We start from the raw sequence: 16846 nt of genomic DNA on the forward strand, positions 1-16846 counted from the left end.
TTCCACCGGCAGCACGGACCCGATGCCGATACGCGCCAGCGATCTCCTGACCCTGACCCGCGAGGGTCTCTACTGCCCGCTCGGGCGCTTCCACGTCGATCCGACCTGGCCGATGGAGCGCGCGCTGATCACCCACGGCCATGCCGACCACGCCCGGTCCGGCCACCGCCACGTGCTGGCGACGCCCGAGACCCTGCGGATCATGGCGGTGCGCTACGGGGCGGATTTCTGCGCGCAGCGCCAGGAGGCCCGGCTCGGGGAAGCGATCCGCATCGGCGACGTCACCGTGCGCTTCGCCCCCGCGGGCCACGTCCTCGGCTCGGCGCAGATCGCCATCGAGCACGAGGGCGCCCGGGTGGTGGTCTCGGGCGACTACAAGCGGGCGCCGGACCCGACCTGCCTGCCCTTCGAGGTGGTGCCCTGCGACGTGTTCATCACCGAGGCGACCTTCGGCCTGCCGGTCTTCACCCATCCCGACACCCGCGGCGAGGTCCGCAAGCTCCTCGCGTCGGTGGCCCTGTTCCCGGAGCGGGCCCACATCGTCGGCGCCTACGCGCTCGGCAAGGCGCAACGGGTGATGGCGCTGCTGCGCGAGGAGGGCTGGGACCGGCCGATCCATCTGCACGGGGCGATGGAGAAGCTCACCGCTCTCTACAAGGACGAGGGCGTGCCGCTCGGCGACACGCCGAAGGTGGCGGCGGCCGAGCGCAAGGATCTGCACGGGGCGATCGTGATCTGCCCGCCCTCGTCGATCCAGGACCTGTGGTCGCGGAAATTCCCCGACCCGGTGACCTGCTTCGCCTCGGGCTGGATGCGGGTGCGCGCCCGCGCCCGCCAGAAGGGCGTCGAGCTGCCGCTGGTGATCTCCGATCACTCCGACTGGCCTGACCTGTGCCGCACCATCCGCGACACCGGCGCCGGGGAGGTCTGGGTGACGCACGGCCAGGAGGACGCCCTGGTCCATTGGTGCGGGACGCAAGGCATCCGGGCGAAGCCGCTGCATCTGCTGGGCTATGGCGACGACGGCGAGGCCGAGCCCGGCCCCGCGGAGACCGGTCCCGAGCCGGAGGTGGCCGCGTGAACGACTTCGCCCATCTCCTCGACCGCCTCGCCTACGAGCCGAGGCGCAATGCCAAGCTGCGCATGCTGCAGGATTATTTTTCGCGCACGCCCGACCCGGAGCGCGGCTACGCGCTGGGCGCCATGACCGGCACGCTGAGCTTTCGCGAGGCCAAGCCCGCCCTGATCCGCGGGCTGGTGGAGGCGCGGATCGACCCGGTGCTGTTCCGGCTGTCGCACAATTACGTGGGCGATCTCGCCGAGACCACGGCGCTGATCTGGCCGACACCGCGCGATCTCCCTCCCCCCTCTGCGGGGGAGGGTGGCCCTCGCGTCAGCGAGGGTCGGGAGAGGGGAACCCGGCTTCAGGATGGGGTGGATGCCTTCGTCAAAGCCGAGCCCTCTCTTGCACCGTCGCTCCCCTCACCCGACCCCCTTCGGGGGCCACCCGCCCCCGCAGAGGGGGGAGGGGATGCGCGCGCCGGGATCGGCCACAACAACCCGCCGCCGCACGTCCCGACCCTGGCCGAGGTCGTGGAGACCCTGGCGACCATTCCGAAAAAGGATCTGCCGGGGCACCTCGCCGACTGGCTCGACGCCCTCGACGAGACCGGGCGCTGGGCGCTCCTGAAGCTCGTCACCGGCAATCTCCGCGTCGGCGTCTCGGCGCGGCTCGCCAAGAATGCGGTCGGCGCGCTGGGCGGCCACGACGCCGATGCCGTGGAGGAGGTCTGGCACGGGCTGACGCCGCCGTTCGAGACTCTGTTCGCCTGGGTGGAGGGCCGGGCCGCGCGGCCCGAGACCCTGAACCCGGCCCCGTTCCGGCCGCCGATGCTGTCCCACCCGATCGAGGAGGAGGCGGATCTGGAGAAGCTGGAGCCGGAGGCGTTCTCGGCCGAGTGGAAATGGGACGGCATCCGCGTCCAGCTGGTCGGCGGCCGCGACCGGGCGGGCGCCCAGGTCGGGAAGGTCTATTCCCGCACCGGCGAGGACATCACCGGGGCGTTTCCGGATCTGGCCGAGGCGATCACCTTCACGGGGACGTTGGATGGGGAATTGCTGATCCTGCGCGAGCGGCGGGTGCAGAGCTTCAACGTGCTCCAGCAGCGCCTGAACCGGAAGGCCGTGACGGGCAAGCTCCTGGAGGAGTTCCCCGCCCATGTCCGCGCCTACGACCTCCTGACCCTCGACGGCGACGACCTGCGGGCGGAACCCTTCGCGGACCGGCGGGCGGCGCTCGAAGCCCTGGTCACCCGCCTCGACCATGCGCGGATCGACATCTCGCCCCTGGTGCCCTTCGCGGATTGGGAGGCGCTGGCCGCCGCCCGGGCCGACCCGGCCGCGGTGGGCGCCGGCGCCGATGCGGACGCCATCGAGGGCATCATGCTCAAGCGCCGCACCAGCCCCTATCTCCCGGGCCGTCCCAAGGGGCCGTGGTGGAAGTGGAAGCGCGAACCGCACGTGGTCGACGCGGTGATGATGTACGCCCAGCGCGGCCACGGGAAGCGCTCGTCCTTCTACTCGGACTACACGTTCGGGGTCTGGCGGGAGGCCCCGGAGGGCGGGGACGAACTGGTGCCGGTCGGCAAGGCCTATCACGGCTTCACGGACGCGGAACTCGCCAAGCTCGACCGTTACGTCCGCAACAACACGACCAAGCGCTTCGGCCCGGTCCGCGAGGTCGCGCATGGACGGGATTCCGGCCTCGTCCTGGAGATCGCCTTCGAGGGCGTGCAGCGCTCGACCCGGCACAAGTCGGGCGTGGCGATGCGCTTCCCCCGGGTCAGCCGAATCCGCTGGGACAAGCCCCCCGCGGAGGCCGACCGGATCGACGTGCTGGAGCGGATCCTCGCTCGGGGAGAGCGCGAGATCGCGCCGGGCGCGACGCTGAGGGAGACGACCGCATGAGACAGGGCAGGATCGGGCCGGTGGAGCCGCTGGCCGCCGGCGCGGTGGAGCGCCACGCCAGCGGGCGCCTCACCATCGCGACCCCGGGGCCGGGATTCACGGACTTCACCGCGGCGGTCGCCGACTTCGTGCGCGGCAGCGGAATCCGGAACGGGCTGGTGACTGTGTTCTGCCGGCACACCTCGGCCTCGCTGACCATCCAGGAGAACGCCGACCCCGACGTCCAGACCGACCTGATGACCGCCCTGGACGGGTTGGCCCCGCGGCAAGCCGGCTACGTCCACGGTGCCGAGGGGCCGGACGACATGCCGGCCCATATCCGCACCCTGATCACGGATTCCGCCCTGAGCATCCCCCTGGTCGACGGGCGGCTGGCGCTCGGCACGTGGCAGGGGATCTATCTGATCGAGCATCGCGACCGGCCGCACCGGAGGGAGATCGTGCTCACCGTGATCGGCGCGTGACGCCGGCCGGCGCGTCGCATTGCGCCCACGCGCATCGGCAACACCGGGTCACACACCGGCGGTTAACCATGTCGTGTGCTGATGGGCGTCCGTGAGACCGGTGGGTATGCCGGTCTGGCGCAGGGAGACCCCGATGAGCCTTTTCGACGCGCTCTCGAACTCGATTTCCGGTGCGTCGGCCCAGTCCTTCGCGCTGAACAACATCTCGGGCAACATCGCCAACACCCAGACGGCGGGGTTCAAGACCACCGAGACGCGCTTCGCCGACATGCTCGCGCAGACCGAGGGCGGGATGCAGCCGGCCGGCGGCGTGTCGAGCAACACCCGCGACACCCTCGGCATCCAGGGCACGCTGCAATCCACCGGCGTCTCGACCAATCTCGGCATCTCGGGCAACGGCTACTTCATCGTCCGGGCGAATTCCGGCACGGACCAGAGCCCGAGCTTCACCGGCCAGACAGCCTACACAAGGCGCGGCGACTTCACGCCGGATGCCAACGGCTACCTCGTCAACGGCGCGGGCTACTACCTGTTCGCCGGGGCCTCGGCGACGGCGCCGGTCACCGTGCCCACCGGGGCCAACACCCTGTCGAGCCTCGCCGTCTCCCCCGCCGGCACCCTCTCCGGCACCGCCGCGGACGGCAGCACCGTGCCCCTCGGTGCGCTGACGCTCGCGCAGTTCGGCACGCAGGACAACCTGACCTCCCTGGACGGCGGAACCTACGTGGCCAACGGCCAGTCCGGGACGCCGAGCTACGGCCTCAACGGCGCGACCCTGACGGCCGGCTCGGTCGAGCAGTCGAATTCCAGCATCTCGGACCAGTTCTCGAAGATGATCGAGACGCAGCAGGCCTACACGGCCAACACCAAGGTCATGAGCACCGCCGACCAGATGCTGCAGGACGCCATCGCGATGTACGCCTGAGGCGGCGTCACAGGATCTTGAGCGGGTCCGTCTCGGGCGGGGGCGGCGCCACGTCCACACGGTTCCACCAGCCGCCGCCGAGCGCCACGAACAGGGCCGCGGTGTCGGCGTATTGCGTGGCCCGCGCGCTCGCCGAGGTGATCAGCGCCGAGAGGTAGCCCTGCTGGGCGATCAGCACCTGCGAGGAGGTGACCGCGCCCGCGGTGTATTGCTTGCGGATCAGCCCGAGGCTCTGGTTGGTCGCGCTCACCGCCGCGTCGGCCGCCGCCACCGCCCTGGCGTCGGCCTGCAGCGCCCGCAGGGCGTCGGCGACGTTCTGGAAGGCGCCGAGCACGGTCGCCTTGTACTGCGCCTGCGCCTGGGTGAGCCCTTCCTCCGCCGCCCGCTGGCGCCGGAACAGGGTGCCCGCATCGAAGATCGGCGCCGTGGCCTGCCCGATGATCGTGAAGAACGCGGCACCCGGGTTGGTCACCTGCGCGATCCGCGTGGAGCTCGACCCGCCGGTCGCCGTCAGGTTGAACTGCGGCAGGCGGTTGGCCACGGCGACGCCGACGCTGGCGCTGGCCTGCTGGACCAGGGCCTCGGCGGCCTTCACGTCCGGACGCTGCTGCACGAGGCGCGAGGGCAGGCTCACCGGCAGGCGGGTCGGCAGCCGCAGGGCCGAGAGCACGAAGGTCTCGCTGACCTCGTCGGAGGGCAGGCGGCCGGCGAGCGCGGTGAGCAGGTTGCGCTGCTGCGCCAGAGCCTTCTCCAGCGGCGGCAGCAGCTGCTGCGACAGGGCCAGCGCGGCCTGTTGCTGGACCACGTCGGCGCCCGCGATCTGCCCGAGCGACAGCTGCTTGTTGTAGAGCTGCAGGATCTCGGTCTGCGCCTGGATGACCTTGCGCGTCGCCTCGATCTGCGCCCGCAGGGACGCCTCCTGGATGGCGGCCGCCACCACGTTGCCGGTGAGGCTGAGATAGGCCGCCTCCAGCTGGAAGCGCTGGTTCTCGGTGGTGGCCTCCAGGGACTCGATCTGCCGGCGGTTCCCGCCGAACACGTCCGGATTGTACGAGACCACCGCCTGCGGGGTGGAGAGGCTGTAGAGGTACTGGGCCTGGTTGTTGAGCGGCGATTGCAGATCGAGGCCGGGGGCGAGGATGCCCTGGATCTGCGGGTTCGCGGTTAGGCTCGGATAGAGCGTGCCCTTCTGGGCCAGCACGTTCTGCTGCGCGATCCGGAGCGAGGCCTGCGCGGCTTCGAGGTTCGGATTGTTGGCGAGCGCCTGCTCGACCAGGCGGTTCAGCGCCGCGGAGTGGAACAGGGTCCACCAGGAGCCGGGAATGTCCGCGCCCGAGACGAAGCTCTGATCCGCCGAGCCGCCCTGCCGGGTGCGGACCTTGTCGGCGGCCGAAGGGTTCTTCAGCGGCTCCTTGGTGTAGCGGCCGACCGGCGGATCCTCGGGCGGCACGTAGTTCGGCCCGACCGCGCAGGCCGACAGGGACAGCGACACGGTCGCGGCCAGCACGGCGACCGCCCGTCCGCACCGAATCGGCGCACAGCTCACCATTCCGCCCCCGAAGACCATACCCTGGTAGAGCGGCGCGGCACGCAGCCAAGTCAATGCGGCCGTCCCCAGATGGCGTGCGCGGGGCGCAGGTTGTGGCCCACCTGCAACGTGCTGCCGGCCGGTCCGCCGGGTCGTGAGGCGGCTCACGCGGCGGCCCGATGCTCGGTCGGGGCCCGCGCCGCGAGATTCGGCCTGCGCCGGGAGAACAGGGAGATCAGCACCGGCATGACCACCAGGATCAGGTTCGGCGCCAGGATGATGCCGCCGACCACCACCAGCGCCAGCGGCTTCTGCACCTGCGAGCCGATGCCGGTGGAGATCGCGGCCGGGAGCAGGCCGACGCAGGCGGCCACGCAGGTCATCATCACCGGGCGCATGCGCACCACCGCCGCGTGCCAGACCGCCTCCTGGGGCTTCCAGCCCTCCTCGAGGAGCTGGTTGTAATAGGCCAGCAGGATCACGCCCTCCATGGTCGAGATGCCGAACAGGGCGATGAAGCCGATCGCCGCCGAGATCGAGAACGGCGTGCCGGTCAGGGACAGGGCGAAGATACCGCCGATCATCGCCATCGGGATCACCGACAGCGTCAGCAGCATGTCGGCCACCGAGGAGAAGTTGATGTACAGGAGCAGCGCGATCAGCAGCAGGGTCACCGGCACCACGAGGCTGAGCCGGGCCGCCGCCTCCTTGAGGTTCGTGAACTGCCCGACCCATTCCAGACGGTAGCCCGGCGGCAGGTCCACCGCCTCGGCGACCTTGCGCTGGGCCTCGATCACCGTGCTGCCGAGGTCGCGGCCGCGCACCGAGAACTTCACCGGGATGTAGCGCTCCTGATCCTCGCGGTAGATGAACGAGGCGCCGGAGACGAGATCGACATCGGCGATCTCCGAGAGCGGTACCTGGATCACGCCGCCATTGGGATTCTGCGCGCCCACCGCGATGTTGCGGATGCCGGCGAGCGACGAGCGGTACTCCTTGGCGAGCCGCACCCGCATGGGGAAGTGGCGGTCCGAGCCGTACTCGTAGAGGTCGCCCGCGGTCTGGCCGCCGATCGCCGCCTGGATCGTGGTGTTCACGTCGCCGATCGACAGGCCGTAGCGGGCGGCCTTGTGCCGGTCGACGTCGATCCGCACCGTCGGCTGGCCGAGGGATTCGAACACCGAGAGGTCGGTGATGCCCGGTACCGAGGCCAGCGCGGCCTTCACGGCGTTGGCGGTCTTGGTGAGCTGGACGAGGTCGTTGCCGTAGACCTTGACCGAGTTCTCGCCCTTCACCCCCGAGGCCGCTTCTTGGACGTTGTCCTCGATATATTGTGAGAAGTTGAACTCGATACCCGGGAATTCGTCTTCCAGCCTCTTGCTCAGATCCTGGATGAGGGTCTCCTTTTCGAGCCCCTTGCGCCACTGGTCGATCGGCTTGAGCGGCGCCAGGATCTCGACGTTGAAGAAGCCGGTGGCGTCGGTGCCGTCGTTCGGGCGGCCCTGGTGCGACAGGACGGTGGTGACCTCCGGGACCTCCTGGAAGATCTTGCGCATGCGCTGGACGTAGGCGTTGCCGGCCTCCAGCGAGATCGAGGACGGCATGGTGCCGCGCACGTAGAGGTTGCCCTCCTCGAGGCGGGGGAGGAATTCCAGGCCGAGATTGCGCGCCACCAGCCCCGAGACGAGCAGGATCGCCAGCATCACCGCGAGCGTCAGGACCCGGTTCTTCAGGCCGAAGGCCAGGATCCGCTCGTGGCCGAAGCGCGTGAGCCGCACGATCAGGGTGTCGCGCTCCTCGAGCTTGCGGGGCAGGATCAGCGCGGCGAGGGCGGGCGAGACCGTGAAGGTCGCCAGCAGGCCGCCGATCAGCGCGTAGGCGTAGGTCTTGGCCATCGGCCCGAAGATGTGGCCCTCGACGCCCGTCATGGTGAAGAGCGGCAGGAAGCCGACGATGATGATCGTGGCCGAGAAGAAGATCGCCCGGTTCACCTCGCGGCCCGCGACCGCGATGGTGCCGAGCCGCCCGGTCAGGCCTGCGGGCGGCGCCTCGCCCTTGACGTGCTCGGGCTCGGCGAGGTGGCGGAACACGTTCTCGACCATGATGACCGTCGCGTCGACGATCAGGCCGAAATCGATCGCGCCGAGCGACAGGAGGTTCGCCGAATCGCCGCGCACCACCAGGATCAGGATCGCGAAGCCCAGCGCGAACGGGATCGTGGCCGCCACGATGATCGCACTGGTGAGCGAACCCAGGAACAGCCACTGCACCACGAAGACCAGCACCACGCCGAAGACGAGGTTGTGCATCACCGTGTGGGTGGTGGTGTGGATCAGGCCCGAGCGGTCGTAGATCCGCTCGATCTTCACGTCCGGCGGCAGGACCGTGGAGCTGTTGATCTTGTCGATCTCGGCCTCGACCCGCTCCAGCGTCGGCAGGCTCTTGCCGCCGCGGGTCATGAGCACGATGCCCTCGACCACGTCGCGCTGGTCATCATGGCCGACGATGCCGAGCCGCGGCGCGTTCGACACGCGCACCTCGGCCACGTCCCGCACCAGCACCGGCGTGCCGTTGACGAGGCTGATCATCGTGTCCTTGATGTCGTCCATGTCGCGGATCAGGCCGATGCCGCGCACCACCGCCGATTGCTGCCCGACATTCAGCGTCTGGCCGCCGACGTTGATCGAGGCGTTGTTGAGCGCGGTGGTCAGCTGGACCAAAGTCAGCCCCTGCGCCTGCAGGCGGTTCAGGTCGACGGCGACTTCGTATTCCTTGGCCTTGCCGCCGAAGGCGGTGACGTCGACCACGCCGGGGATCGCCTTGAACCGGCGCTGGAGCACCCAGTCCTGCAGGGTCTTCATGTCCATCGGCGAGTAGCCCGCCGGGCCCACGAGCTTGTAGCGCATGATCTCGCCCACCGGGCTCGTCGGCGAGATCTGCGGCGTCGCGCCGTTGGGCAGGGTCGGAGCCTGCGACAGGCGGTTGAGCACCCGCTGCAGCGCCTCCTCGTACGTGTACTCGTAGTTGAACTGGACCTTCACGTCGGACAGGCCGAACAGCGAGATGGTGCGCACCACCTGGGCGTTCGGGATGCCGGCCAGCGCCACCTCCAGCGGGATGGTGATGTAGCGCTCGATCTCGTCGGCGGACTGGCCCGGATTCTGGGTGATCACGTCGACCAGCGGCGGCACCGGGTCGGGATAGGCCTCGATGTTCAGCTGCGTGTAGGCGCCGTAGCCGATGCCCAGCATCATGACGAACAGCAGCACCACCAGCACGCGCTGCCGGAGCGAGAAGGCGATCAGGGCGTTCATCGGGCCGGATCCTCGCTCACGACGCCTTGTCGCCGGTGGCCGCCCGGTCGATGAACAGGGCGCCGCGGGTCACGATCTGCTCGCCCGGCCGCAACCCGTCGACCACCTGGGCGCTGTCGCCGTTGATCAGCCCGAGCTTGACGTCGCGGGCCTCGACGGCGCCGTCCGGCCGGGCCACCCAGACATGGGTCCGGTCGCCCTCGTAGACGATCGCGGCGACCGGCACGCTCGGGCTCGGCTCGCCCTTGCCGGTGATGATCGTGAAGGTGGCGAACATCTCCGGACGCAGCACCCGGTCCGGGTTGTCGACCTCGCTGCGCACCGCCAGCCGCCGGGTCGCCGGGTCGAGGCTGGAGGCCATGTAGTTCACCCGGGCCTTGAACACCCGCGTGCCGAAACCCGCCACCTTGGCCTCGACCTCCTGGCCGTTCCGGATCTTGGGGATCTCGCTCTCGCGGACGTTGGCGACCAGCCAGACCGTCGACAGGTCGCCGATCACGAAGACCGGGTCGCTGGAGGCCGAGAGGTACTGCCCGATGCCGACCTTGCGCTGGACGATCGTGCCGGCGATCGGCGCCCGGATCTGCGTCTCCGGGCTCATCGTGCCGTTCTTCTCGTAGGCGGCGATCTCGGCGGCGGTCTTGCCCAGGAGCCGCAGGCGGTTCCGCACCGCGTCGAGGGAAGCCTCCGCGGTCTTCAGGTCGCTCTGGGCGGCGATCACGTCGTTTTGGGCCGACTGGTAGTCCTTCAGGGCCGTGGCGTGGGCCTGGAACAGCTCCTGCTGGCGCGACGCGATGGTCTGGTCGAGCTTCAGGAGCGCCTGCTGCTTCTGGAGCGTGTTGAGCGCCGCCTGATAGTCATTCTGCGCCTGGACCATGTCGGTGGCCTCCAGGGTCAGGAGGACGTCGCCGGCCTTCACGTCGTCGCCCGCCCGGACCAGCACCTTGGTCACCCGGCCCGCATAGGGCGAAACCACCGGCACGTTGTCGTCGTCGTTGAGGGCGATGCGGCCCTCGGCGGAGCCCTCCGGGCGGAACATCTGGGTGGCCACCGGCAGGATCTCGAAGGCGGCGCGCTGCTCCTTGGAGGGTCGGAACACCCGCTCCACCGGGCCGGCCTTCACCGCGTCGATGCCCGGATCGGCGTTGCCCGAGGCGCCGAACAGGCCGGTCACCGAGGCGAGGAGGCCGGAGCCGGCCTCGCGGGCCCGATCCGGGAAGGCGAAGGCGAGGGCGCCCGCGACCATCAGGAGCGCGACGACGACGAGGGGCCTCGACCACCGGCGATTGCGCGGCGGTGCCAGGGTGGTCTCGTCCTGTTCCAGCGGGTTTCGGGCGTCCATGGCTGTTCTTCTGCGTCCGGACGAAGTGACCGGGCTGGCTGAGACGGGTACGATTCGCGCCGGAACGCCACTCACATCAATGCGACCGCTGGTGCTTTTCTGTGGCGAACCGCGCGGGTGTTCCCCAGCGGCCCAGCCTGCCTAGAGCAAAGCTTGTCCGGCGTGCAATCGATTGGCGGCACCGGTCGCGAAACCGTGTGACACCGTCTTCCTTTGACGGGATTTGTTACAATATGACAACGGTTCCCGGCGAACCGCCCCGCCCGCTCCCATCACCCCGTCGAAGAAGCCGCCATGTCCGACACGAGCCCCGCTTCCGCCAAGTCCGGATCCCCCGCCGGATCCCCCGCCGGCAAGATCCCGGTCACCGTGCTCACCGGTTATCTCGGCGCGGGCAAGACCACGCTGCTGAACCGGATCCTCACCGAGAATCACGGCAAGCGCTACGCCGTGATCGTCAACGAGTTCGGCGAGATCGGCATCGACAACGACCTCGTCGTCGGCGCGGACGAGGAAGTGTTCGAGATGAACAACGGCTGCGTCTGCTGCACGGTGCGCGGCGACCTGATCCGGATCATGGACGGGCTGGTGAAGCGCCGGGGCAAGTTCGACGCGATCATCGTCGAGACCACGGGTCTCGCCGACCCGGCGCCGGTGGCCCAGACCTTCTTCGTCGATCAGGACGTGGGCGAGGCCGCCCGGCTCGACGCCGTGGTGACGGTGGCGGATGCCAAGTGGCTCTCCGACCGCCTGAAGGACGCCCCGGAGGCCCGCAACCAGATCGCCTTCGCGGACGTGATCCTGCTCAATAAGAGCGATCTCGTGGCCCCGGCGGACCTCGACCGGGTCGAGGCCGAGATCCGCACCATCAACCCGCTGGCCAAGCTCCATCGCACCCAGAACTGCGCGGTGCCGCTCGAGGCCGTGCTGGAGCGCAACGCCTTCGACCTCGACCGGATCCTCGAGGTGGAGCCCGACTTCCTGGAGGAGGGGCACCACCACCACCACGATTCCGACATCCGCTCGATCTCGGCGCGGATCGAGGGCGCGGTCGACCCGGAAAAATTCATGCCCTGGATCTCGAACCTGACCCAGGTCCAGGGCCCGGACATCCTGCGCTGCAAGGGGATCGTGGCCTTCCCGGACGAGCCGAAGCGCTTCGTCTTCCAGGGCGTCCACATGATCCTCGACGGGGACGTGCAGGGCGACTGGCGACCGGACGAGCCGCGGGTGTCCCGCGTGGTGTTCATCGGCCGCAACCTCGATCCGGCGGCGATCAAGGCGGGGTTCGAGGACTGCCGGGTGTGAGGGCCTGAGAGGCGCTGTGTGTTTCCCTCCCCCGCAGAGGGGGGAGGGGGTGCCCGGCGGCTCCGAAATCTCATGCGCGCAAACGCCAACACGCCCGTTCCCGCCCACGAAGCCGATTCTCAACGATTGACTGTCACTTTTGCGGCTGCGGGCCTGCGTCACCGGCCCGCGGAGCCCGCGTATCATGGCCCACAGCGCAGCCGCCGGAACCGCGCCCGGTATCCCGCTCATCGTGGTCGTGGAGGGGCTGGCGAAGGCGCTGTTTGCGGCCTTCATCTTCTTCGCCTGCTTCGCCTTCTCGGAGACTTCACCCTACGACGCGGTGGCGATCCCCACGATCCTGCTGTGGCTCTGCCTCGGCGTGCGGTTGCACCGGGGGGGGCTGCCGCTGCTCGGCCTCCTGCTCCTCTATCTGGCGGCGATCGTCACCGCCCTGCTCCCGTACCTGAACGAGGAGTTCCCGGTCACCTGGACGGTGCAGCTGATCTACCTGTCGATCACCTGCATCTTCTTCGCGATGTTCTTCGCCGACGACACCCAGGCCCGGATGGAGCTGGCCCTGAAGGCCTACACGGCGAGCTGCGTGTTCTCGGCGGCGCTCGGCATCGTCGGCTACCTGCAATGGCTCGGCATCGAGGACCTGTTCTACAAATACGACCGGGCGTCCGGCACCTTCCAGGACCCGAACGTGTTCGGCTCGTTCCTGACGCTGGGCGCCCTCTACCTGATGCACGGCCTGCTCACCGGCGCGGCGCGACGGCCGCTGGTCTCGCTCCTCGGCCTGCTGATCATCGTGGCCGGCATCTTCCTGTCGTTCTCCCGCGGCTCCTGGGGCGGGAGCGCGGTCGCGGTGCTGCTCATGGTCGGCTCGGTCTACGCGGGCAGCACGTCGGTCCGCCTGCGCCGCCGCATCGTGCTCCTGACCCTGGCGACAATCGTGCTCGGCACCGTGGCGGTGATCGGCCTGCTCTCGGTCGATCACGTCCACAAGATGTTCGAGACCCGGGCATCCCTGACCCAGGACTACGACGAGGGCGAGACCGGCCGCTTCGGCAATCAGATCCGCGGCCTCGCCATGCTCCTGGAACGCCCCTTCGGGATGGGGCCGATGCACTGGCGGCTGGTCTTCGGGCTGGAGCCGCACAATTCCTACATCGGCTCCTTCGCCAATGGCGGCTGGCTCGGGGGCGCGGTGTTCATCGGCCTCGTGCTGACCACCAGCGTCGTCGGATTCCGGCTCCTGGTGCGGCCGTCGCCCTACCGGGCGCACGCGCAGATCGTGTGGCCGGCGCTGCTGATGTTCTTCCTCCAGGCCTTCCAGATCGACATCGAGAAGTGGCGCCATGTCTACATGATGCTCGGCATGGTCTGGGCCCTGGAGGCGGCGCGGCTGCGCGCGGGCGGGCGCCTCGTCCCGGGAGCTCGTCGTCCCTCGGAGACATGACGCGGCCGGGCCGAGGATTGTAGCATCGCCCCGAAAGACGGCCGCCGGCCTTCGGAAAAAGATCACGCGCGGTCCGCCGCGCCCCGGCGCGCTTGAAACGCGGCCCCGGGCGCGGCATCGCTCGTCGGCCGCCGAACGGATCACCGTGCCGCGCACCCGGAGACGGTCAGTTGAACACAGAGCGGGACAGCGAGGACGATCGGGTCGCGGCCCTCAGGGCGCTCGGGATCCTGGGCACGGCGCCCGAGCCGCATTTCGACGCCGTCTGCCGCACCGCCCGCCGCCTGTTCAAGGTGCGCAGCGCCCTGGTGGCCTTCATCGACGACACCGACCTGTGGCCCAAGACCCCCTGCATCGACGTGCCGGGGGCGATCCCGCGCGCCGGCAGCCTCTGCGACCACACGATCCGCGGCGACGGCCTGCTGGTCGTGCCCGACACCCGGGCCGATCCGCGCTTCCGCGACCTCCCGGGGGTCGCCGCCCCGGACGGCTTCCGCTTCTACGCGGGCCTGCCCCTGAGCCTGCGGCCCGGCCTGCGGATCGGCACCTTCTGCCTGATCGATCCGGAGCCCCGCGACGGCTTCTCCGACGACGAGGCGGCGGCCCTGCGCGACCTCGCCGAGATCGTCCTCGCCCATCTCCGGCTCACCGAGGCCAACGCCCGCCGCGGCCACGAGATCGCGCAGGCGGCGATCCGCGAGGCCGTGATCCGCGAGCAGCACCGCGAGATCAACGCCCGGGCCCGCGCCCAGGAGGCGGCGAATCATCAGCTCACCATGGCCGAGCAGCTCGCCAGCATCGGCAACTGGCGGGTCGAGCTGGCCGAGGGCCAGCCGGTCTGGTCGGCCAGCCTCTACGAGATCGCCGGCCGCGATCCCGGGACGCCGCCGCCGCGCCTCGACGTGTTCGCGCAGGTCTACCATCCCGAGGACCGGGATCGGCTCGCGGCGATCGTAGCCGACGCCATCGCGCGCCGGACGCGCTTCGACTTCGAGGCGCGGCTGCTGCGCCCCGATGGCGGGATCCGCGACGTGGTCGTGCGCGGGGAGTACCGGGGGGACGGCGCCGCCGCCGGCTTGGTCGGCGTGCTCATCGACGTGACCGAGCGGCGCCGCGCCGAGGACGAGGTCCGCCGCAGCGAATCGCGCTACCGCGGCCTGGCCGAGACGCTGCCGCTCCTGGTCTGGACCATGCGGGTCGGCGACGGGCAGGCGACCTACGTCAACGCGCAGTTCCAGGCCTATTACGGGCCGATCGGGCCGGAGCGGGCCGAACGCCTCGCCCGCAACCATCCCGAGGATGCCGCCGCCATGGAGGCGGCCTGGAACTGGGCGCTCGCCACCGGCGCGGGCTATGGCGGCCAGTGGCGCATCCGGCGCCATGACGGCGTCTACCGCTGGCACAAGCTCTCGCTGATCCCGATCCGCCTCGATCCCACCGACGGCGCCGTGGCGGAGTGGCTCGGCACCGCCCTCGACGTGGACGACATCGTCACGGCGCGGCTCGCCGTCGAGGAGGCCCGGGGCCTTTTGGGGATCGCCCTGGACGCCGCGGAGGCCGGCACCTGGGAATGGGACATGCGCACCGGGCTCGCCACCCTGAGCCCCGAGAGCGCGCGCATGCACGGGCTCCCGGAGACCGGCGCGCCGCACGTGCTGCCCGCCGCGGAATGGACCGCGCTCCTGCATGCGGAGGATGTCGGCAACGTCTGGAACGAGGTCCGGCGGGCGGTGGAGACCACCACGCCCTACGCGGCCGAGTTCCGGGTGGGCCGGCGCTGGCTCTATGCGCGCGGGCGGACGCTGTTCGGGCCCGAGGGGCTGCCTCAGCGCATGGTCGGCCTCCACCTCGACATCACCGAGCGCAAGGCGGCCGAGGCCGCGCTGCGGGCGGCCACCCGGGACGCGGAGGCGGCCCGCGCGGAGGCGGAACGGGCGAGTGCGGCCAAGAGCGAGTTCCTGGCCGCCATGAGCCACGAGATCCGCACGCCGCTCAACGGCATCCTGGGCTATGCCGACCTGCTCCTCGACGAGGGGACGATCCGGAACGAGGACCGGCGACGCCTGGAGCTGATCCAGAGTTCCGGCGCGGCCCTGCTCACCGTCGTCAACGACATCCTCGACTTCTCGAAGATCGAGGCCGGCGAGCTGTCCCTCGATCCGGTCGCCTTCTCGCTGATCTCCACCGTCGACGCCGCGGTCTCGATCGTGCGCGGCAGCGCGATCCGGAGCGGCCTCGCGATCGAGGCCCGGATCGATCCGGGCCTGCCCGACAGCGTGATCGGCGATCCGGGCCGCCTGCGGCAGGTGCTCCTCAACCTGCTGAACAACGCCGTGAAATTCACGCCGGCGGGCTCCGTCACCGTGACCGTGGAGCGGGAGGGCGCGGGCCCGGCCCCCGACGGCAGCTCCGGCGACGTCATCCGCTTCGCCGTGACCGATACCGGGATCGGCATCTCGCCGGACCGGCAGGATCGCCTGTTCAAGCGCTTCAGCCAGGTCGACGGCTCGATCAGCCGGCGCTTCGGCGGCACCGGCCTGGGGCTGGCCATCTCCCGCCACCTCGTGACGCTGATGGGCGGCGAGATCGGCGTCGAGAGCCGCGAGGGCGCGGGGTCGACCTTCTGGTTCCGGCTCACCCTGCCGCGGGCGGCCGCGGCGGCCCATGCCCCGAGCGCGCGGGCCGAGACCGGGGCGGCGGCTCTCCGGCCGGCGGACTCTGCGCCGGCGGACTCGGCGCCGGCGGGCTCGGCGACGCCGCTGCGACTCCTGCTGGTCGAGGATGTGCCGCTCAATCAGGAACTCGCCTGCGCGGTCCTCGAATCGCAGGGCTACGCGGTGGACGTGGCGGGGGACGGAGCCGAGGCGATCACGGCGGTCGCCGCGGCGGTCGCGGCCGGGCGCGCCTACGACCTCGTGCTCATGGACGTCCAGATGCCCCGGGTCGACGGGCTCACGGCGACCCGGCGGATCCGCGCCCTCGCGCCCCCCGCCTGCGACATCCCGATCGTGGCCATGACCGCCAACGTCCTGCCGACCCAGATCGAGGACCTGCGCGGGGCCGGGATGGACGATTACGTCGGCAAGCCGTTCCGCCGGGCCGACCTCTTCGCCACGATCAGCCGCTGGACGGCGCCGGGGGCGCGCCGTGCGGCGCGGCCGGAGGAGCCCCGGCGCAGCGCGCCGGTGGATTCCGCCGTCCTCGACGCCGCGGTTCTGTCGGAGATGGAGGCGAGCTTCGGGACGGACCGGGTCGGTGCGCTGCTGGATCTCCTGGCCAACGAGCTGTCCGAGCGGTTCCGTCCGAGCGAGACCGACCGGCTCCAGATCGCCCACGACGCGCACGCCCTGGTGGCGGCGGCGGGGCTTCTGGGCTTCGTCGGCCTGTCGAGCCTGTGCCGGGAGGTCGAGGCCGCCGCCCATGCGGGGGCCGACCTGATGCCGCTGATCCGCCGCCTGGAGGTGCAGCGCGCGACGGCCCTGCGGGCGATCCGGCAGCTGCGCGCCGCGTGAGGCGGCGACCGGATCTTCGGCCGATGGAAGTCAATCGCATCG

Annotated in this window: 10 protein-coding genes; 7 read left to right on the forward strand and 3 right to left on the reverse strand. The window is 70.4% G+C overall.

Annotated elements, in window-relative coordinates; all coding sequences use genetic code 11:
• Positions 1–22: 22 nt before the first annotated feature.
• The 4 genes from AC3IF3_RS14860 to AC3IF3_RS14875 all read left to right on the forward strand — a co-directional run bounded on the left by AC3IF3_RS14860 (position 23) and on the right by AC3IF3_RS14875 (position 4356).
• Positions 23–1081, forward strand: a complete 1059-nt coding sequence (locus AC3IF3_RS14860) for a ligase-associated DNA damage response exonuclease (RefSeq protein ID WP_489229365.1) — start codon at positions 23–25, stop codon at positions 1079–1081.
• Entirely contained in the window at positions 1078–2967 is a 1890-nt protein-coding gene (locus AC3IF3_RS14865) for a cisplatin damage response ATP-dependent DNA ligase (protein WP_489229366.1), read from the forward strand. The genes AC3IF3_RS14860 and AC3IF3_RS14865 overlap by 4 nt, the downstream gene beginning before the upstream one ends.
• On the forward strand, positions 2964–3431 hold the full coding sequence (locus tag AC3IF3_RS14870; protein ID WP_489229367.1) for a secondary thiamine-phosphate synthase enzyme YjbQ: 468 nt from the start codon (positions 2964–2966) through the stop codon (positions 3429–3431). Before AC3IF3_RS14865 ends, AC3IF3_RS14870 begins: the two co-directional genes overlap by 4 nt.
• Before the next feature lie 133 nt (positions 3432–3564).
• Positions 3565–4356 (forward strand): flagellar hook basal-body protein, encoded by a 792-nt coding sequence (locus tag AC3IF3_RS14875; protein ID WP_243967814.1) that lies wholly within the window; start codon positions 3565–3567, stop codon positions 4354–4356.
• 7 nt (positions 4357–4363) lie between these two features.
• Here the strand turns inward: AC3IF3_RS14875 and AC3IF3_RS14880 are convergent, their stop codons facing one another.
• The 3 genes from AC3IF3_RS14880 to AC3IF3_RS14890 form a co-directional block, all read right to left on the reverse strand.
• The gene (locus AC3IF3_RS14880; protein WP_489220343.1) at positions 4364–5905 is read right to left on the reverse strand and encodes an efflux transporter outer membrane subunit; all 1542 of its coding nucleotides are present in this window, start codon (positions 5903–5905) and stop codon (positions 4364–4366) included.
• A 143-nt stretch (positions 5906–6048) separates the two neighbouring features.
• A complete protein-coding gene (locus tag AC3IF3_RS14885) occupies positions 6049–9198 on the reverse strand; it encodes an efflux RND transporter permease subunit (RefSeq protein ID WP_489229368.1) in 3150 nt (1049 codons plus the stop codon).
• A 16-nt stretch (positions 9199–9214) separates the two neighbouring features.
• Positions 9215–10540 (reverse strand): efflux RND transporter periplasmic adaptor subunit, encoded by a 1326-nt coding sequence (locus tag AC3IF3_RS14890; RefSeq protein ID WP_489229369.1) that lies wholly within the window; start codon positions 10538–10540, stop codon positions 9215–9217.
• A 294-nt stretch (positions 10541–10834) separates the two neighbouring features.
• On the opposite strand from AC3IF3_RS14890, the gene AC3IF3_RS14895 reads away from it, so the two are divergent.
• The 3 genes from AC3IF3_RS14895 to AC3IF3_RS14905 all read left to right on the forward strand — a co-directional run bounded on the left by AC3IF3_RS14895 (position 10835) and on the right by AC3IF3_RS14905 (position 16804).
• Positions 10835–11848 carry a CobW family GTP-binding protein gene (locus tag AC3IF3_RS14895; RefSeq protein WP_243967809.1) on the forward strand — a complete coding sequence of 338 codons (1014 nt, stop codon included), beginning with the start codon at positions 10835–10837 and terminating at the stop codon, positions 11846–11848.
• Between the two features lie 184 nt (positions 11849–12032).
• On the forward strand, positions 12033–13292 hold the full coding sequence (locus AC3IF3_RS14900) for an O-antigen ligase family protein (RefSeq protein WP_489229370.1): 1260 nt from the start codon (positions 12033–12035) through the stop codon (positions 13290–13292).
• A 170-nt stretch (positions 13293–13462) separates the two neighbouring features.
• Entirely contained in the window at positions 13463–16804 is a 3342-nt protein-coding gene (locus tag AC3IF3_RS14905; protein ID WP_489229371.1) for an ATP-binding protein, read from the forward strand.
• Positions 16805–16846 lie beyond the last annotated feature (42 nt).

It is taken from the genome of Methylobacterium sp. J-118 (assembly GCF_057836565.1).